We start from the raw sequence: 19,413 nt of genomic DNA on the forward strand, positions 1-19,413 counted from the left end.
CTTTTCCCCCCTCCCGGCTCACCCGGGCGCTGACGCGGACCCTGCGTGAGATCACCGAACGTCTCCTGGAGCCACGACGGCCACGCTCCAACCCGCGAGTGATCAAACGCAAAATGTCCAACTGGGCCCTCAAACGCACCGAACACAACAACTCGCCTCGCCCGGACACCCCCGTCGTCACGCTCGCCAAGCCCACCAAAACAGCCCCAACCCCACGGACGAAGCCCTAAAACACCGGTATTGGGTCTAGACCAGTTCCTCTCCTCGGGAGCGGGCCCGCGCCTCCGGGTGGTGGACATAGGCGGGGCGGCGCTCGGTGGGGTCGTAGCTGCGGTGGAAGACCGGGGTGGCCGCGCCGGACATCGGCGGCACGATCCAGGACCAGTCCGCGCCCGCCTTGCGCCCCCGGCTCCGTTCCCGCTCCAGGTGAGAGAGGAAGCGCAGCGACTCGGTGTGGTGGTCGGCCATCGTGACCCCGTCCCGGTCGAATGAGTGCAGCACGGCCCGGTTCAGCTCGACGAGCGCGCGGTCCTTCCACAGCGACCGGGCGCTGGTGGTGTCCAGGCCGAGGCGGTCGGCGATGCGCGGCAGCAGGTCGTAGCGGTCGGTGTCGGCGAGGTCGCGCGCGCCGATCTCGGTGCCCATGTACCAGCCGTTGAAGGGCGCGGCCGGGTAGCAGACGCCGCCGACCTCCAGACACATGTTGGCGATGGCGGGAACGGCGTGCCAGCGCAGGCCGAACTCGGCCCAGCCGTCCGCTTCGGGGTGCTCCAGCTCCACTTCGAGCACCGCGTCGGGCGGCAGCTCGAACCAGTCGAGCGGTTCGTCGCGCCCTTCGACCAGCAGGGGCAGTACGTCGAAGGGGCTGCCGGGGCCGCCGGGCCAGCCGAGGCGCAGCGCGAGGGCGGTGAGGCCGGCGTTGCGTGGATCGCCGTGGACGGGGCGGTCCTCGGCGGCTGCCTCGGCGGAGCCGGAGCCGGCGCCGGCGCCGGCGTCGGCCTCGGCCTCGGCGGTTCCCCCGCTGCCTGGCCCGGCTCCCGCCGCGCCCGGGTATCCGGCATACCGGATGAGCTGTTCGTTCCAGATGCGCGGCCCGCTGCGGGCCGGTTCGTCCGGGGCGAAGACGGTGATCAGCGGGCGGATGCGGCCGGTGTTGCCCGCGAGGCGCAGGTGTTCCGCCGACTCCCGGACGATCCCCGCCGCGTCGGCGACGTGCCGCCTGTCGCGGACCTGGAGCGAGCGCCAGTAGAGCCGGCCGATGCAGCGGTTGCTGTTGCGCCAGGCGACCCGCGCGCCGAACGCCAGCTCCTCGGGGGTGTGCCGGTAGGTTCCGGTCTCCTCGATCTCTTCGCGCACCTGCGCCAGGCGCCGGGCCGGCTCCGCGCCACCGGCTGCGCAAGAGGCGCAGGAGGCCTGGGAGGCACGGGGTTCCTCGCTGTGGTGCAGCCGGATGAATTCCTCGGCTTCGCGCCACACCTCGCCCGGCTCGCGCCGCGCGTCCTGGGGCGGCGGTGCGTCGGGGTGCCCGGCGGGGCAGCGGGCGAGGCCGGCCGGGGCAAGGTCGGTGTCGGCTCCGCGGGCTCGTTGGTGCGGCTCGGGGAAGGGATCGGTGATGGTGGCTTTTCCCGGTCCGGTCACTTTCCGGCGCAGGAAATTCTGCATGGCGCGCACCCCCAACGGTGGTGGTCACCGGCCGCTCCCGCGCGGCCGGCGTGTGTCACATGCGACGCGGCCGGACTACCCCGTGCGTGCGCTGATCCACCCTGTTCGTGCACGGGGCATGCGCCCCGCGCACCGGGTGTGCGGCGAAGTCCCAGGTCAGGAGGGCGCAAAGGGGGCGCGTGGAGCGCTCCGCAGGGGCGCGGCGAGGTCGGCGAGCGCCGCTTCCAGGCTGTGCAGATGTGTCAGCGCGCGCTCCGCGCCGGGGTGGTGATGCGGTACGCCCGCGAGTGCGACCGGCGTGGAGTGCGGCTCGGCACCGGGGGCGACCAGGCGGTGCACCACCGCCTCGACCCGCTGGCAGGCGGCGGTCAGCCGGGCATCGTGCGAGGCGTCCGGGTCGGCGGCCACCTCGGCGAGGCCGCGTACCTGCCGGGCGCAGTCGTCCAGCAGGGCGAGGACCTGCCGGGCGCGGGCCTTGCGGGCCCGCAGCGGGTTCAGCGGGTGCACCAGCGGGGCCAGCGAGACGCGTACCTTCCCCAGCAACAGCTCCAGCTCGGCGACGTGCGGCGTCGGGTCCGCGACCGGGTGGCCGGCCAGCCGCTGGGCCGCCTCGGTGGTGCAGTGCCGCAGCGAGTGCAGGGCGCGCTGGATCCAGGCGTCGGTGGCCGCGTGGGTGGTGACGGGCAGCACGACGGCGACGGCGAGGGCCGCGCCGATCGCGCCGACGGCGGTCTGCTCGAAGCGCAGCGCGAGCAGGCCGGGGTGCAGGACGCCCAGCAGCCCGTAGAGCAGTCCGGCCATGACGGTCACGAAAAACATCATCCAGCTGTACGAGGGACCGGCCGTATAGAAGATGCCGAAGACGCAGACCGCGACCAGGGCGGTGGTGGGCGCGGGAGCGCCGTGCAGCGGTACGGCGACGATCAGCCCGACGGCGATGCCGCCGACCGTGCCCAGCACCCGGCGGAAGCCGCGGACCAGGGTCTCGCCGCGCGAGGCGGTGTTGACGAAGATCCACCAGGCGGTGCCGACGGCCCAGTACCAGCGTTCGCCGGAGACCAGCTGGCCGACGGCTAGGGCGAAGCCGCAGGCGATGGTGGCCTGGAATGCCTGCCGGGTGGTCGAGCGGGCCAGGCCGCGGGCGGCGTGCGGCGCCGGGACGGCCGGCGGGGGGCTGCGCCGCTCGATGCACCACGCGCCGAAGCGGACCAGGGCGGAGGCGGCCAGGGCCATCAGGACGGCCGCGTACAGCTGCGGGAGCTGGGCGGGGAGGGCGTGCAGGAACTGGGTCGCGAAGACCATCATGAACGCGAAAATGCCGAGCGCGTGGCCGCGCGGGCCCCAGCGCCGTGCGTAGACGCCGATGAAGACGACGGCGAGGAAGGCCGCGTCGCGCAGCTGCGGCGTCCCGTGCAGCGAGGCGGCGAGCGCGAGCGCCGGGAAGCCCACGACGGGCAGCAGGGCGGTGGTGAGCGCTTGGCGGCCCACGGTGGCGTCGCCGACGGTGAAGAGCGCGAGCAGCGCGGCCAGGCCTCCGGTGATGGAGGCGGGCAGCGAGAGGCCGGACAGTTCGGCGGCGGTGACCGCGAGGGCGATCCCGATGACGGCGCGCGCCGAGGTGCGCAGTCGCAGCCGCCCCGGATCCGGAGCCACGAACATTCTCTTCAAAGCGGTGGACCCGCCCCCTTCTCTCCGCTGACACGGACATGGTGCCGGGTACGCGTGGGGCGTACTCGGGGGTGCGTGCGCCCTGGAGCGCACGCGGTGGTGTGTGCGCCTGGCGCGCACGCGGTGGTGGGTGGGGCGGGCGCGGCAGTGGCGCGCCCCCGGCAGGCATGGCAAAGGCGCTGCGGGGGTTCGGAGGCGGCTTCCTTGCCGTCCGACGCAGTCCAGCGCAACGCCATCGTTAAGCAGAGCAAAGCATTGATCAGCCCACTGGCTCAACCGACACCCCTATCACTGGGCCATTGGTACAGTTGTGATCCCAAGGAACCGACCACGAAGGAACCGTTGGCCCATGGCTGTGGACACGCTCGACGCGAAGATCCTGCGGCTGCTGCTGGAGCAGCCGCGCACCAGCGTGCGGGAGTACGCGCGGCTGCTGGGCGTCGCCCGCGGCACCGTGCAGGCCCGGCTCGACCGGCTGGAGCGGGACCTTGTGATCACCGGCACCGGGCCGCGACTGTCCCCGGCCGCGCTCGGCCACCCCGTGCTGGCCTTCGTGCACATCGAGGTCACCCAGGGGCACCTGGACGACGTGGGCGACGCGCTGGCCGAGACCCCGGAGATCATCGAGGCGTTCTCGATCACCGGCGGCGGGGATCTGCTGACCCGGGTGGTCGCCCGGGACAACGGGCACCTGGAGGACGTCATCCAGCGCCTGATCCAGTTGCCCGGCGTGGTCCGCACCCGTACCGAGATGGCGCTGCGCGAGCGCGTGCCGTACCGGATGCTGCCGCTGGTCGAGGCGATCGGAGCGGCTCGCGACCGGACGTGATCGCGCGGTTGGCATGCTGGTGCCCATGAGCACTCCCCGCCTTCAGCCCGAGCCCCCGCGCCCGGCACGCGCCCCTGCCGTGATCTTCGATCTGGACGGCACGCTCGTCGACAGTGAGCCGAACTACTACGAGGCGGGGCGGCTGCTCCTGGAGCGCTACGGCGTGCGCGACTTCTCCTGGGAGCAGCACACCCGGTTCATCGGGATCGGCACCCGCGAGACGCTGGAGACGCTGGCCTGCGAGTACGGCATCGAGGCGCCCGTCGAGGAACTGCTCGCGCAGAAGAACCGTCTCTATCTGGAGCTGGCGGGCGCTGCCACCGAGGCCTTCCCGAAGATGCGGGAGTTCGCGGAGCGCGTGCACACGGCCGGGCACCCGACGGCGGTCGCCTCCGGTTCCTCGCGGGCCGCGATCGAGGCGGTGCTGGGCATCACCGGGCTGGACGCGTTCGTGACGACGTACGTCTCCGCCGAGGAGGTCGGGCGAGGGAAGCCCGAGCCGGACGTCTTCCTGGAGGCGGCCCGGCTGCTGAACGCCGAGCCCGCGGACTGCGTGGTGCTGGAGGACGCGGCGCCGGGCGTGGAGGCGGCGCACCGGGCGGGCATGCGCTGCATCGCGATTCCGTATGTCCGCGGCACGGCGGCCGGGCCCGCCTTCGCCGCGGCGGGGCTGCTGTTCGCCGGCGGCCAGGACGATTTCGACTCCGCTGCGGCCTATGAGTGGGCCGTCACCGGACACTGAGCGCGACCCCGACTTTCCCTCGCATACCTCTCGGTGGGAACATCACCTCGATCTCATCTGATCGCGATGGAATGGAGCATCAATGGAACGTGGGGGAAGACCGGTTCGCCGGTTGGGGGCCGCTGTCATCGCTTCGGCGGCGGCGCTGGCGGTCATGCTGCCGGCCGGCGCGGCGCAGGCCGCGACCGGTCCGTCGGGCGTCGCGGCCAAGGGCGCGTACCTGCTCGACAGCGGCACCAATAAGGCGTTGTGGGGGAAGGCCGCCGGCACCAAGCGTCAGATGGCCAGCACGACCAAGGTCATGACCGCGGTCGTGGTGCTCGACACCCGGGGCGTGGACCTCAATAAGAAGGTCACCGTCAAGCAGGCCTACCGCGACTACGTCACCCGTGAGGGTGCCAGCACGGCCGACCTGCGCAAGGGTGACAAGCTCACCGTCAGGCAGCTGCTGTACGGCCTGATGCTGCCCTCGGGTTGCGACGCGGCGTACGCGCTCGCCGACACTTTGGGCCACGGCAGCACGATGAAGATCCGCGTCAAGTCGTTCATCACCCAGATGAACAAGAAGGCGTCGTCGCTGGGTCTGACGAAGACCAAGTACGACTCCTTCGACGGCATCTCCGGCGGTGGCAACAACTACACCACGCCGCGCGACATGGCGAAGCTGGCCCGGCACGCGATCGGCAACGGCACCTTCGGCAAGGTCGTCAAGGCGACCAGCACCAAGCAGAAGGCGACCACCGGCCGGACGTACACCTGGTACAACACGAACAAGCTGCTCGGCTCGTACAACGGCGCGCTGGGCATCAAGACGGGGACCGGCACCGCCGCGGGCCCGTGCCTGGTGTTCGCCGCCAAGCGAGGCGGCCGCACGGTCGTGGGGGTCATCCTGAACGACTCCGCGAAGCGTTACCCGGACGCGAAGAAGATGCTGGACTGGGCCTTCAACACGCGCACCTCGGTGTCGTGGCGCTCGCTCCCGCAGGGCGCCCAGCAGGACTAGGGGCTCAGCGGACCAGCGGTCGGCGCCGCGGCTGGACTGTTCCGACAGTCCGCCGCGGCGCCGATCTGTGTCTGCGGGCCACGCGGACGCGCTTCCGCCGCTCAGTGCGGCGGAGCCGATCCGGCGGCCCGTCGGGCCGGGCCAACCGCTCAGGCGTGGCAGTTGACCTTCATCTGTCCCGCCGCGTGGTGGGCGTCCGGCATCCCGGAGGACGCGTCGTCCCCCCGGTCGAGCAGCTTCACGCCGATCTTCCCGCCCTTGACGGCGAAGGTTCCGACGCCGACCCAGCTCGCGCGATGTGCGATCTGGTCGACGGTGAAGCCGCCGACTTTCGTCGTCGGGTCGAAGGGGTCCGTCAGGACGTCGTAGGTCGTCGGACGCCCGGCCACGTCGCGGTCGCTGGGGCCCCTGGGGACGTACACCGAGATCGCGCAGCTGCGCGAGCCCGGGCCCGGCTCCCACCACCACATGACCCGGCTGTTGCCGTCCTTGTTCCTGTCACCCGACACCGGCACCGACGCGAACACTCCGGTGCAGCCGCTGTCGCTGTAGCCGCCTCCGGTGAGGTTGTACCACCCGTGGCCGCCGTCGTTGAAACGGTTCTGCTCGTAGTAGCCGCCCCTGCTCGGGGTGGGGCAGCTGGGTCCGGCCACGGAGTCGTAGGTCGCGGCGCTCTGTACGACGCCGCCGCCCCGGCCCGCGGCCGGGGCGGGCTTCCGGGTGGGGGCGGGCTTGCTCGGTTCCGGCGCCCCCTCGGCGCCCCGCACCGAACCGTGCGGCGCCGTTCCCGGCCCGCCGCCGGGATCGCTCTTGTCCGGTTCCGCCTTCTTGTCCGCACTGGGCGTGGGCGTGCTCGCCTTGCCGCCCTGCCTGCTCTGCGAGGACTTCGTGGGGCGGTCGGCGGCGCCCTTCGAGGCGACCGTTTCGGCGCCGGAGCCACCGCCGAAGTGGAGATTGGCGACGCCCACCGACACCAGCACCACCGCGCCGGCCGTGAGCCCCGCCATGAGAGGCACGCCGGCCGCCGCGGCCCACACCCGACGGCCGGGGACCAGCGCGCGCAGCGGCATCCGGGTCCGCCGGGAGAACGCCTCGGCGAACCCGGCGTTCTCTGGGTCGGACACCACATGCTCTTTGCTGCTCGGATCGGTCAAAGCGACTGCCTCCTGATGATCGGTCAACTGCTCGGTGCGGTCCGTGAGTCGGACGTTCGGCCACCTTACGATCACCCGCGCGCGGACGATCCGGCCGCCCCCGCGCACCTGCTGTCCCCGCTCACACCGGCGGCTCGGGCAGTTCGGGTACGTCGAGTTCGGACAGGGTCATCAGGTCGCCGTCGGAAGGCGCCTCGACCTCCGAGACCCGGTACGCCTGCCGTTCGGTCATCGCCTGGAACGTCTGCCGCGCGGAGCGGCCGTTGCCGAAACGGGCGTCCCTGGGCAGATGGTCGAAGTAGCCGACGAGCAACGAGCGGGCCGGGTCGGTCAGCTCGTACTGGTGCGAAGCCGCCTGTTCTTCCACGATCCGCACCAGCTCCTCGGTCCCGTAGTCCTCGAACAGCAGAGTCCGGTTGAAGCGGGAGGACAGCCCGGGGTTGGAGTCGATGAAGTGCTCCATCTCCGCCGGGTAGCCGGCCACGATGACGACCACCGAGTCCCGCTGGTCCTCCATCAGCTTGACCAGCGTGGCGACGGCCTCCTGGCCGAAGTCATTGCCGCCCGCCGCGCCCGCCGGGGCCAGCGAGTACGCCTCGTCGATGAACAGCACCCCGCCCATGGCCTTCTGGAAGACCCGCTGGGTCTTCGGCCCGGTGTGCCCGACGTATTCGCCGACGAGCGCGGACCGGTCGGCCTCGATCAGGTGGCCGCGCTCCAGCAGCCCCACAGCCGCCAGGATCCTGCCGTACAGCCTGGCCACCGTCGTCTTGCCGGTGCCGGGGTTGCCGGCGAAGACCAGATGGCGGCTGAGCGGCGGCGCGGCCAGGCCCGCGGCGCTGCGCCGCTGCACCATGCGCATCAGCTTGACCAGCGAGGACACATCCTGTTTGACGCGCGCGAGCCCGACCAGCCGCTCCAGTTCGCCGAGCAGATCGGGCAGGCTCTCCCCGGAGGCCGCGGCGGCCTCCTCGGGGGAGGTCTCCGTCTGGGCTGACGCCTCCACAGCCGGCGGTTCCCCGCCGCCCGTCACCGCCGGTGCCACCGGAGCGGTTTCGGGCCACCGCGCGTCCCGCACACCGCTGGAGAGGCAGTCGTCCACGACCGGGCGGGCACCGGCGTCGGCGTTCAGGTCCTCGGCCGCGTCGCGAACCCGCATCCGGCGCAGCACCGGTGTGGCCGACGCTCCGAGATGCACGGCGGGGAAGCCGGGCCCGACGATCTCGCAGTCCTCGAATTCACCGCCGCCGCCCGCGTCGACGATCAGCCCGTTCTTGCCCGGACGCAGAATCCGTACATCGCGCAGCAGCGGCCGGGCGCCGCCCGCGACCACCACCCCCGACCCCGCCGCCTGACGGATCTCGACGCCGGCGGCCGTGGGCCCGGCGTTCGCCTCGACGACCAGGCCGGCGGTGCCGGGCCGCAGCACTCTGCCGCCCGTCAGCTCGACGTCACCGGGGCCGAAGGTGACCGCCGCCCGCTCGGCGTCGGCCACTTCGCACTCCGACAGCCGCACCGGGCCGGCGGATCGCGCGATGATCCCGGCCCGGCAGCGCTGCACGGCCAGCCCGCTCACCTCGGCGACAGCCTCCTCCGCGAGGTCCAGCCCGGACATGCCGCAATCGGCGATCCGGGCGTCCGTCAGCTCCAGTCCGGCGTTGGCCACGGCGTGCACCCCGTGCTCCGGGGTGACGCTCACCCGCAGCCGGGTCAGGACGGCGTGGGTGCGGCCGCCGAGGTGCACCGCGCTGAACCGGCAGTCGCGCAACTCGCAGTCCGTCAGCCGGACCGTGCTGTCGTCGGTGGCGACCAGGCCGTTGGCCGCGGAGCCGCGCACGGTGAGTTCCGTCGCGGAGAGCTGAGCGGCGCCCTCGACCATCAGGGCCGCGCCGGAGGTCCGTACGATCCGGCAGTCGACCATCCGCACCCGGGAAGCCGAACCGGCGGCCACCGCCGAGCCCGCGCAGTCGCGCAGCGTGGTCGCCAGCACCAGCACCTCGGCGGAGCCGGTGGCGGCGAGCGCGTCGGCGCCCGATCCCGACAGCTCGCAGCCGTGCAGCACCAGCCCGCCCGTCGCCCCGGCGGGGACGGCGCCCTCGTCGAAGGCGGCGTCCGGGAGCGGCGAGCTGCCCAGGACGCGCACCGCCTCGCCGCCGCAGTCCCGCACCCGGCAGTCGGCCAGCAGCGCCGCCGCCCGGTCCTCGACCAGCAGACCGCTGCGTCCCGGGCGTACCAGCGCGCAGTCGCGCAGCACCGCCCGGGCGTCCTCGCGCACCCGCAGCCCCGATCCGGAGGCGGCGCGGATCTCGGTGCGGACGAGTTCCAGGGCGGTGCCGCCGCCCGCCACGAGGCCGGTGCCGTCCGCGCCGTCCAGCAGGCAGTCGGTCAACCGGACGGCCCCGGTGGTGCGCAGCAGCACACCAGCGAGCGCGGCGCCGGTCAACCGGGCGTCGCGCAGGTCCAGTCCGGCGTCGCCCAGCGCTTCCAGCCGTCCCCGGGCGATGCCGCCGCCGGACCAGTCGGTGGTGCCGCCGGAGAGCAGGACGGCCGCGCGGTCGGCGGCGGCGCCCCGTACGGTCAGGTTCCGAACGGTCAGTCGGCCGCCGGGGAGCACCTCGACGGCGGGCCGCTCGGAGTCGGCGGCCAGTGTCACCCGGCCGGGGGCGGCTCCGGTCCCCGCGTCCGCCCCGTTCGCGGTCCCGTCCCCGTCAGCGGAGTCGTGCGCGGGCAGCAGAGTGACCCGGCCCTCGACCCGCAGGCACTCGCGGTAGACGCCCGGCGCGATCCGGATCTCGTCGCCGTCGCCGGCTGCCAGCAGCGCGGCGGCGATGGTGCGGTGGGCGTGCGGGCCGCGGTCGGCGACATGGTGGACCGCCGCGGTGCGGACGGCGGGGTACGGCGTCATGGCGCGCCTTCGTTGGACTGGTCGGGGCGGTGGGCCCGGGGCTCGTCGAGAGTGAGGTCCGCCAGGTCCCGGCGGATGTCGAGGCCGGACATATCCACATCGGGCATATCCACGTCGGGCGGCGGCGCGGGGGCGCGCGAGACGTTCGGGCGGGAGCGTTTGGGGCGTGGCTCGCCGGATCCGCTCGCCTCGCCGGACCCACCCGGCGCAGCGCTGTCGCCGCCTCGGGGCCCGGCCCGGCCCGGTGCGGAGGAGTCCGGCAAGTGCGCGGTCCAGCCGCCCTCGGGCCCGGTGTTCCAGTCGATCGCCAGCACGTCGTCGCGGGAGCGCTTGCCCGCGCCCGGGCGGCTCACGGTGTGCTCGACGCCGTCCGGGCCGGTGAGCTTGATGTCCTTGCCCAGCGCCGCCGCGTAGTGCTCCAGCAGGTGCAGGCCGCTCTGCTCCATGGAGAACGCCTCCTGCGACGCGCGCAGGCCCTGCAAGGTGTCGGACGGCGGATGGATGCGCCCGGTGACCAGCCTGACGAAGAAGTCCTCCACGCCCAGACCGACCTTGTTCGCTCCGTCGGCCATCCTCTTGAGGACCGTCGGGGTCTTCACCTTCGCGATGAGCGTGTCGAGCATCCTCACCGGGTCCAGGCCGGCCGCGGTGGCGCCGGCCTGGTCGAGTGCGTGGAAGAGGGATCCCGGCGTCATGTCGAGGGTCCTCGTCGGCAGGTGTTCGTGCGCGAAGTACCGCAGGTGCCGCAGCAGATGCGCGCCGTCGGAGCTGAGGGCCAGGGTCTGCGAGAACAGCCGGACGTCGTTGGGCGTGATGCCGGCCCAGAGCGCCGGGCTGCCGGGCACCTTGGCGGAGACCGCCAGGCCCACCGGGTTCGTGCCCGGAATCCCCAGCCGCGGGTCGAGGCCGGCGGCCAGTCGCGCGGAGGTGACGTTGCGCGAGGGCTCCCCCGGCCGCTGATGCACCGGCCACAGCGGGTCGTTGGAGGTCCCGAGCTGGTCGTACTTCGCCTTGATCCAGTCGTCGCGGTGCGGGGCGAGCTCCAGCCCGGAGCGCCCGGACTGAACGTTCTGGCCGCCGCCCAGAGCGTCCCGGTTGAACAGCCGGTCGAGGGGGTTCTTCAGCGCCGCGTGGTCCTGCGGCAGCTTGCCGTCCTTCCACAGGCCCTTCATCAGCCGGGACAGATCGGTCGCCGTCGCCGCGCCCTCGAAGTCGGTGACGAACGGCGTGCCGCGCGCCGGCAGGGTGTGGTTGGCGGCGGCGATCTCCCGCAGGGTGTGCTGCGCCGCGTCGGCCGCGGGGTTGCCGGTGAGGGGCAGATCCTTGTCCAGTTCCCAGGCGTTGAGCTTGTTCAGCGTCTCGCTCATGCCCTGGAACTCGCCCGCGCCCGCGCCGAACCGGACCGCGGGCAGGGTGCTCTCGTCGAGCATGGTCGCGGCGGCGTCCACGAACAGGTTCGGCTCCGGCGAGTACGGCAGTTGCGGGTGGAGGCCGGCGAGCCGGGTGCGCACCCGCATGTCCAGCCGGATGCGCTGGTCCAGGGTGGGCAGGAAGTCAGCGCTGACCGGGCCCTTGTCCTTCTTGCCGCCCTTCGTCACCGGGCCCGCGGTCTGTTTCGGCGCGTCCGCGTCGATGCGGACGTTGGTCTCGGCGACGAGCCGGTCGGCCACGCCGGGCGCGAGGTCCGGCATCCGGTAGCCGCCGGACATCATCAGCGGTCGCAGCGGCGTGAACCCGGGGCTGTCGCCCGCGCGGAGCACGGAGTCGAAGTGCTCGAAGACGTGGCCGCCGCCGGGGACGGTGTGCGGGTACGCGTCGAAGTCCATGATGGAGAAGTAGGGATGGGCGTCGTTCGCCATCATGGTGTGCGCCAGATGGCGGGCGGCCGGGCTGGTCAGGACGGCGTTGCGGGCGGTGCCGTACGGGAAGTGGCCTTCGCGGAAGGGCGGCAGCGGGGTCGCGACCAGTGCCAGGGGGCGCGCGAACGTCGTCTGGCCGAGCGCCTGGTTCATGGCGGCCCGGATCTGCGGCAGCGCGTCCCTCGCGCCGTTGACTCCGACGACGACGGCCACCCGGTCGTCGAATCCGCGCAGGCCGTGGGTGATCGAGTTCAGGAAGTCCGGCAGCCCGCCGAGTTCGCTGTGGTGAACGATGGAGTTGACCACGTAGGCGACCGGGCGGGAGTCCTCGACGCTCTTGCGCACCCAGTCCAGGTATTCGGTGCCGGACATCGGCCCGTGCCCGCCGCTGCCGTGCCCGCCGCTGCCGAGCCCGGCGAAGGCGTCGTTGACCAGGGTGTGCTGCTCCCCGGGCGGGTTGGGCCCGTCCGGCCGCCACGGGCGGACGCCCCCGGTGGGGCGCGCGGGCGGAGCGCCGGCGCCGGCCGCCGCCGATGTGGGCGCGGGGACGTCCACGTCCATCGCGTCGGATTCGGATACGGATACCGAGGAGGAGGTGGAAGAGGTGGAAGAGGTGGAAGAAGTGGAAGAGGTGGAAGAAGTGGAAGCGGAGGAGGGCCAATCGATGTCCATCGGGACCGGGTCCTTCGCGACGGCGGTGGGATGCGACGTCGGCGCCGAGTGGGCGCCCCCGAGGAGCCCACCCCGCTCGCTGAAGATCTTCCCGGTGATGGACTGCATCTCCAGGCGCGTCGCCGCGGCGTCGATGCCGAGACGGTCGAGCCCGGACCCCGCCGCGTCGACTGCCTTACGGGCGGTGTCCAGCCGCTCCAGGGCTGCGAGGTGTACGACGGTCGGCCCGGTGGAGGAGCCATGGCCCGGCAGCGGCGGTTGCCGCTCCATCAGCCGCCCTGCCTTGGCCAGGTCGGTGAGCGAACGCTCGTAGCCGGCCCAGGCGTTGAGCTTGGCCACCGCCTCGGTGCCGGTCGATCCGCCGAGGATGAGCAGGTGCCCTGCCCGGATGCGCTGGTTCATGGCGGCGGCGGCCGCGAAGCCCCCGAACGAGCCCTTCTGGGGTGCGGTGATGACGGAGGGGTGTGGGGTGTCGGTCCCGATGCCCTCCATGTCCCTTGAAGGAGTGTGCGGTTGGACGGCGCGTTGCTTGCCCTTGCCGTTGTTCGGCGGCGGGCCTTGGGGACGGTCGGCGGTCTGCGGCACGGGGGCTTCGGACGTCGGGGCGACCGACTTCGACACGGGAGCATCAGCCACCGGCCCCACCGTTTTCGGCACCGGAGCATCAGCCACCGGCCCCACCGTTTTCGGCACCGGAGCATCAGCCACCGGCCCCACCGCCCGCGACACCGGAGCCGGTGCGGAGCCGCCCGGGTGGGCGATGAGGTCGAGGGCGTCGTCGGCCGGCTTCGCGGCGGCCGAGCCTGCGACGTCCAGCGCGGGCCGGGCGGAGATCCCGGCCGCCGCGGTGCTCTGGACGCTGAGCCCGGTGGGCGAGGGCCGCACCGCGTCGTCACCGCGGAGGAGATCCATCGCCAGGTGGTGTGCGGACTGGCCGGGCCGGGGCTCGGGGCGGGAGAGCGGCAGCCCGCTCGGGCCGTCGTGCGCACCGCTCGTGACGGCCGGGCTGTCCACACGGAGGCCGGTGTGCACGATCGACGGCGGACGGCCGGACGCGTCCGCGGCACGCGCGGCCACCGAGCCGGAGGAGGCCGGGGCGGAGGAGGCCGGGGCGGGCAGGTTCGGGGCGTCAGCGCCGACGTGCTGCCCGGCGGGGTGCGGCATCCCCGCGGAAGTCGCCGTCCCGGGGAGTCCGGCCGGGACGTGGCCGACCGGTGCGGTCGCCGCGACCGACTGGCCGTCGATCGTGCGGGGTTCGGCGTCGCCGACGCGCAGCGTGATGCCGTCGTGCCGGATGGCGGTGACGGCCACGTCGCCGAGGGCCAGCGCGTTGAGTTCGGGGAACGTCATATCGTTCAGCGCCTCGGCGTGGCCGACCGCGCCGCGGGCGAGCGTGACCCCGCCTCCCATTCCGACTGCGGAAGTCGCACCGCCCGCGGAGGTCATGCCGGTGGTCGTGCTGCCCACGTGCACGCTCCCGGACGCCTCAGCGAGGTGCGGGAGCGCCGAGGACCCGCCGTGCGCGTCGCTCAGCAGGTCGACGGCGGTGTGGCCGGGCAGCAGCAGATTGCTCTCAAGCCGTACGTGGCCCGCGGCCAGGTCGGTCTGGTGGATGAGCTGTGCGGCGCTGGAGGAGCCGCCGTCCGCGCCCGGCACGCTGAGTCCGCCGGGTGAAGTGGTCATCCCGTGCGGCGCGGGCGGGGTCAGCAGGCCGGCTGCGCCGGTCCCCAGGCCGTCGGGCGAGCCGGCGCCCATGCCTGTCAGGTGCAGGCCGGGCGCGTGGCCGAGGCCGCCCACGGCCGAGGGTGTGCCGAAGCCGTGCGCGGCCGTGTCGAAGCCGGGCGCTCCCGAGAACCCGTGCGCCCCCGCCGATCCGGGCGCTCCCGCGAACCCGTGCGTTCCCGCCCCCGCGAACCCGTGTCCTCCCCCGCCCGCCAACCCGTGCGCACCCGCCCCCACCGACGGCAGCGCCGCGGTGAGACCGCCGTGGAGGGCGGCTCCGGGCGCGACGGACAGGGCTCCGTGCGCCATGCCGGGGAGCACATGCCCGAGCCCCTGAAGGTTGACGGTGGGCAGCCCGCCCAGGGCTATGTGGAAGAGGCCGGCCATGCCCTGGGGGGAGAAGGCCGTCCCCGGCCGGAAGAGCTGCGCCGGCGAGCCGCCGCCGGCGGCTCCCGGCGTGAAGTGCGCTCCGGGCGGTGTGATCGCGGACATGGGGACCATCGCGCCGGGGCCGGTGTGGGCGAGCGGCTCGCCGGCCCGCAGCGCGGCGTCGGTCCGGCCCGCGTTGTTCAACAGCTGGTGCAGATGCGGCTGCGAGATGCCCAGCACCCGCTCGCCGAAGGCCAGCCGGGCCGCGCCGCCGAAGCCGAGAACGCTGATCTCGGTCGCCCTCAGGGGCACCAGCGTGGCCACCGTCAGCCGTCCCAGTCGCTGGACGGTGACCAGCCCGTAGGCGCCGGCTTTGGCCCAGGCGCCGTTGACGCCGCCGGTGACGGTGGCCCAGTCCTTGCCGATGGCGGTGAGCGCGTTGCCCCAGCCGCCCTTGACCATCGAGCCGAAGCCGCGCAGCATCGCGCCCAGGTCGATCCGCAGGACTGGGGCGAGGTGTGCGCCGACCACCATCGGCGCGATCACGAACTTGGGCAGCCCGGAGAGCGCGGAGAAGTGCCCGATCTGCGACCAGATGTTCCGGCCGGCCCCGGCGAGCGAGCCGACCCCGCTCTTGAGACTGTTGCCGAGGCCCTTGAGCAGGGCGCCGACGTTGATGCCCTTGGTGCTGGGGAACAGCACGCCGAGGAAGGCGAGGCCGAGTTCGAGGCCGCTGGCCTTGCCCTGGCTGAAGTCCACGATGGTCTTGATGAGCAGGGCGGCGTTCATGGCCCAGGCCAGGATGCCCAGGGCGCCGCCGGTGAAGACCGCGAGCACCGAAATGATGATCGTGAGCCATTGGAACACCTCCCAGAAGAGGTCGCAGTCGCTGGTGGGCTGGACCATCAGCTCGCCCGCGTCGTGCAGTTGCTTGCGCAGTTCCGAGGCGGCGGTGGCGAGGTCCGACTTCGCGTCCTTCGCGTTCTCACTCAGGGTCTGCCGCTGCGGGTCTTCCGGGGGCAGCCCCTGGGCCCCGGACAGCGCCCGGTCCGCCTCGTCCTGGGCGCTTCCGACCGCGGTGGAGTAGGTCCGGATGGCGGCCTCGGACTTGTGGAAGGACTCCTCCACCCGGCCGACGAACTTGTACAGGTGCTCGTCCACCATGTCGCGCAGCCGGTCGGCGGTCTGGCCGATGAAGCGCTGGCCGTCACCCGCGGTGTTCTGCAGTTCGCGCAGCCCGCTGTTGATGGTGCCGGCCGCGGCGGCCAGCTCGCGCATGGTGTCAGCGATGGCGTTCAGCGTCGCGGGATCACCGGGTGCCGGATCTCCGTCGATACCGAGCGCGCTCCAGTCGCCGGGACGCGTTCCCAAGGTCTTCCCTCCACAAGCCGGTCGGCTGCCGCCCGCATCCGGCGCCGTTCACCGCACGGGACGCAGCACGCAGCACGTCGCCCGTCGCACTGTTGGTCGCACCTGTTCGCCGCACCGGACACTATGGATACGAGCCCGCCGCGCCTTCGGTTCACTCTGTGAACGACATCACACCGTACTTGCGCTGGTCACGGCCCTGCCGCTGAACTGTTCGCACATCCGGTGCGTTTCACCAGTGAACGTATCGCTGAACCGGCCCCGGGAGTCACCGTGCCTGACATCGTCGTCGACTACGAATTGCTCAACGACGTCGCGAAGAAGGCCCGCAGCCTCAAGGACCAGGTCCAGGCGGCGCGGGAGAGCAAGCAGGAATACGCCACCGAAGAGGTGGGGGCCGGCGGTGTGTCGAGCGCCATCCTGGCCTACTACAGCATCTGGAAGGGCTCCTTCAAGCGCTCCGAGGAGAAGCTGGAGAAGCTCGGGGGGCTGTACGAGGGCGTGGCCAAGGGCTGGGCGGACTGGGACTTCCGGCTGGCGGGACAGGCCGGCAAACAGGAGGCGTCGCTCGCCGCTGATCTGTACAAGACCCAGAAGGAGATCTGGGACGACTGGCAGAAGCAGGTCGCCGACGGCACCGTCGACCCCAACGACCCGCACGCCCCCAAGCCGCCCGGTGAGCGCCCCGGCGAGTGGACCACCGACGACGGCCACGGCAACACCACGACCACCAGTTACGAGTACGGCGCGGACGGCAAGCCCACGAAGATCAGCACCACCATCCACACCAACACCGGGCTGACCGCGACCGACACCAGCAACTACCACCCCGACGGCACGTACGACTCGACGGCCACCGATGTCTACGGGAACGTCACCACCACCACGGGCAACTCACAGGTGACGGAGTCGGGCGACGACAAGACCACCAAGGACTACTTCTCCAGCGTCACCAAGAGCGGTGACGGCAAGGAGAGCACCACCACCGGCACCACCACCTCGGTCTACGACAGCATCACCGGCCACCGGGACTCCGGCACCACCTATACGACGGTCGGCCCGGACGAGGACGGCGAACAGGGCACGGTCCAGGGCACGACCCACTCCTCGGTCGACATCGGCGGCCACGAGGTGAACACCACCATCGAGGTCAAGGAGGACGGCAGCGGCACCAAGACCACGGTGACCGACGGCCGTACCGAGGAGTGGACGAGCAGCACCGCCGGCCAGGACAGCGGCTGGGAGCCGTCCGAGGACGAGGACTGAGGACGACCCCGATTCACCCGGCGGTTCGCCCGACCGCACCGCCGGTTCTTTCCCACCCATCACCACGCAGGGAGCTCGCACCATGGCCGCAGGCAACATCAACCTCGATTACACCGAGATCGTCCGGGTGTCCAATGTGATGAACCAGGCGGTGAACGACATCAACCCGCATCTGCTCAGCACCAAGACGTCCGTCGAGGGACTGCTGGACAACGGCCTGTTCATGCAGCAGAGCAGCCCGGCCATGAAGGCGGCCTACGAGAAGCTCACGGCCTCGCTCCAGCAGGCGGTGGAGAGCATCAACAGCTTCGCCACCCAGTTCACCAAGATCAAGGAGTCCGTCGAGAAGATGGACCACGACATCGCGGCCAGCACCAACCAGTCCTGACGCCGTGGTGGGCGTGCGCCCACCACGAAAGCCGCCGCCCGCGGTCGCCTCGTCAGCGACCGCGGGCGGCGTCGTATCCGCGCGGCGTCGTACGGGCGGGGGTCAGCCGCCCGACCGCAGCACCGTCTCCGGGACGAGCACCGACACCAGCGCGCCGGTGACCGGATCGACCGTCAGCCCGCGCCCGGGCGTGGGCCGTCCGCGCAGCAGGTCGTACGGGATGCGGACGCCCAGCAGGTCGCCCTCCCCCGGTGACTGCGGCGACAGCAGCACGCCCTTGCGGACCCGCCGGACCTGTCCCAGCCAGCCGATGCCCGCCGAGGTCAGGGTCTCCGCGGTGGCTGCCGCGGCGAGGCCCAGGCCGCGGTCCCGGCCGGTGGCGGCGATCTCGCGGAGCACCGAGTCGGCGGACGGCATCTGGGCCAGCAGGTCCGCGTCGTCCACCAGCAGCACGGCCGGCCCGTCCCCCGCCGCCAGCGCCTCGCGCACCTCGTCCGCCATCGGGTCGGGCGCTTCGAGGACGACGGCCTGCGGGTGCCGGCGCAGCCCGCGCAGCGGCGACTCGCGCGGGGTGATCGCGACCACCCGGGTGCCGCCCGCGAGCAGCGAGACCGCGAGGCTCGCCAGCGCGGTCGAGCGCCCGGCTCCGGGCGGCCCACTGATCAGGAAGGACGGCGCGTCGGAGGCGAAGTCCACCCCGACCGGGCCGAGATCGTCGCCGCCGATGCCGAGCAGCCCCCACAGCGGACGCCGCAGGGCCGCGGGCACCTTCTCGTACGCCTCGGTGAAGCTGACCTGACGCGGCAGGCTCAGCACCTTCGTCGGGCGGCGGGCGGCCGGTACGTCCTTGTCCCGGCGGGCGGCCTCCGCGCCGATCCTCCCGAGCGCCGCCGCCTGGTCACGGCCGGTCGGCAGCGCGCCGGTCGCCTCGCCGAGCAGGGCGACCTGCACCTCGGTGCCGTTGCCGCCCCGCCAGCCGCGCCCCGGCGGGACGACGGCCGGGATCTGCTTGGACGGGATCTGGGCGAGCATGTACTCGCTGCGGTCCGTCAGCCGCAGCAGCAGCCGTTCGTCGTTGAGGGAGGCGACTTTGCCGGAGAGCAGGGCCCGCTCCGAGGTGGCGATCACATGGACGCCCATGGGCGCGCCTTCGCGGATCAGCGCGGTCAGTTCCTGCACCGGCCGGCCGCCGTCGTGGTCGGCGAGCAGCGCGGTCAGCGAGTCCCAGCCGTCGATCAGCACCACCAGGTGGGCCGGCCGCTCGGCGGCGGGCAGCAGGGTGCGCAGCTCGGCGAGGTCCGCCACGCCGTGGGCGGTGAGCAGTTCCTGACGGCTGCCCATCTCGGCGAGCAGCCGGGCCAGCAGCCGGTTGAGCCGTTCCATGTCGGCCCGCGGCACCACCGCGCCGCAGTTGGGCAGCGCCGTGAGCGCGGCGAGCGCGCCGCCGGCCGCGTCGATGCCGTACAGGTGGACGTCGGCGCTGGAGTGCCGGCGGGCCAGTGCGCCGGCGATGGTGCGCAGCGCCTGGGAGCGGCCGGAGCGCGGGGTGCCGATGATGTAGAGGTGGCCGAAGCGGGAGAAGTCCAGCTCCAGGGGCTCCTGGCGTTGGATGCCGGGCAGGTCGGCCAGCGCCCAGGGGACGGGGGCCAGCCGGCCGTCGGCCGGGTCCGGGCGGTGCGGCAGTTCGTGCAGGCCGACGGCGCCCGGCAGCGGGGGCAGCCAGGGGCTGGGCTGTGGTGCGATCCGCAGGTCGGCGGCGGCTTCCCGGACGGCTTCCACGAGTGCGGTCAGGTCGGTCGCCGCTTC

General features: G+C 72.9%; 12 protein-coding genes. 6 read left to right on the forward strand and 6 right to left on the reverse strand.

The window, feature by feature from the left end; translation table 11 throughout:
* Positions 1 to 230 (forward strand): hypothetical protein (locus QMK28_RS29035; RefSeq protein WP_326442634.1); only part of this gene is annotated, 230 nt, incomplete at its 5' end.
* 16 nt (positions 231 to 246) lie between these two features.
* On the opposite strand, the gene QMK28_RS29040 is transcribed toward QMK28_RS29035, so the two are convergent.
* Positions 247 to 1,662: a nitric oxide synthase oxygenase gene (locus tag QMK28_RS29040; protein WP_326442635.1), complete on the reverse strand. Its 1,416-nt coding sequence runs from the start codon at positions 1,660 to 1,662 to the stop codon at positions 247 to 249.
* Positions 1,663 to 1,818: 156 nt separating this feature from the next.
* Complete coding sequence (locus QMK28_RS29045) at positions 1,819 to 3,321, reverse strand: FUSC family protein (RefSeq protein WP_326442636.1); 1,503 nt, start codon at positions 3,319 to 3,321, stop codon at positions 1,819 to 1,821.
* Between the two features lie 358 nt (positions 3,322 to 3,679).
* Between QMK28_RS29045 and QMK28_RS29050 the strand changes: the two genes are divergently transcribed.
* From QMK28_RS29050 to QMK28_RS29060, 3 genes are all read left to right on the forward strand, one after another.
* On the forward strand, positions 3,680 to 4,159 hold the full coding sequence (locus QMK28_RS29050; RefSeq protein ID WP_326442637.1) for an Lrp/AsnC family transcriptional regulator: 480 nt from the start codon (positions 3,680 to 3,682) through the stop codon (positions 4,157 to 4,159).
* A 25-nt stretch (positions 4,160 to 4,184) separates the two neighbouring features.
* Positions 4,185 to 4,901, forward strand: coding sequence for an HAD family hydrolase (locus tag QMK28_RS29055; protein WP_326442638.1), 717 nt, complete (start codon positions 4,185 to 4,187; stop codon positions 4,899 to 4,901).
* Between the two features lie 82 nt (positions 4,902 to 4,983).
* Positions 4,984 to 5,904: a D-alanyl-D-alanine carboxypeptidase family protein gene (locus tag QMK28_RS29060; RefSeq protein WP_326442640.1), complete on the forward strand. Its 921-nt coding sequence runs from the start codon at positions 4,984 to 4,986 to the stop codon at positions 5,902 to 5,904.
* A gap of 149 nt (positions 5,905 to 6,053) precedes the next feature.
* On the opposite strand, the gene QMK28_RS29065 is transcribed toward QMK28_RS29060, so the two are convergent.
* From QMK28_RS29065 to QMK28_RS29075, 3 genes are all read right to left on the reverse strand, one after another.
* Positions 6,054 to 7,028, reverse strand: a complete 975-nt coding sequence (locus tag QMK28_RS29065) for a hypothetical protein (RefSeq protein ID WP_326442641.1) — start codon at positions 7,026 to 7,028, stop codon at positions 6,054 to 6,056.
* 151 nt (positions 7,029 to 7,179) lie between these two features.
* On the reverse strand, positions 7,180 to 9,963 hold the full coding sequence (locus QMK28_RS29070) for a right-handed parallel beta-helix repeat-containing protein (protein ID WP_326442642.1): 2,784 nt from the start codon (positions 9,961 to 9,963) through the stop codon (positions 7,180 to 7,182).
* A complete protein-coding gene (locus QMK28_RS29075; protein ID WP_326442644.1) occupies positions 9,960 to 15,956 on the reverse strand; it encodes a putative T7SS-secreted protein in 5,997 nt (1,998 codons plus the stop codon). Before QMK28_RS29075 ends, QMK28_RS29070 begins: the two co-directional genes overlap by 4 nt.
* 270 nt (positions 15,957 to 16,226) lie before the next feature.
* Here QMK28_RS29075 and QMK28_RS29080 point away from each other — a divergent pair, with 270 nt between their 5' ends.
* Both QMK28_RS29080 and QMK28_RS29085 read left to right on the forward strand, forming a co-directional pair.
* Positions 16,227 to 17,219: a hypothetical protein gene (locus QMK28_RS29080; protein ID WP_326442646.1), complete on the forward strand. Its 993-nt coding sequence runs from the start codon at positions 16,227 to 16,229 to the stop codon at positions 17,217 to 17,219.
* 82 nt (positions 17,220 to 17,301) lie between these two features.
* On the forward strand, positions 17,302 to 17,607 hold the full coding sequence (locus QMK28_RS29085; protein WP_326442648.1) for a hypothetical protein: 306 nt from the start codon (positions 17,302 to 17,304) through the stop codon (positions 17,605 to 17,607).
* 102 nt (positions 17,608 to 17,709) lie between these two features.
* On the opposite strand, the gene QMK28_RS29090 is transcribed toward QMK28_RS29085, so the two are convergent.
* Positions 17,710 to 19,413 (reverse strand): FtsK/SpoIIIE domain-containing protein (locus QMK28_RS29090; protein WP_326442650.1); only part of this gene is annotated, 1,704 nt, incomplete at its 5' end.

It is taken from the genome of Streptomyces sp. H27-D2 (assembly GCF_035828615.1).
Taxonomy (GTDB): domain Bacteria; phylum Actinomycetota; class Actinomycetes; order Streptomycetales; family Streptomycetaceae; genus Streptomyces.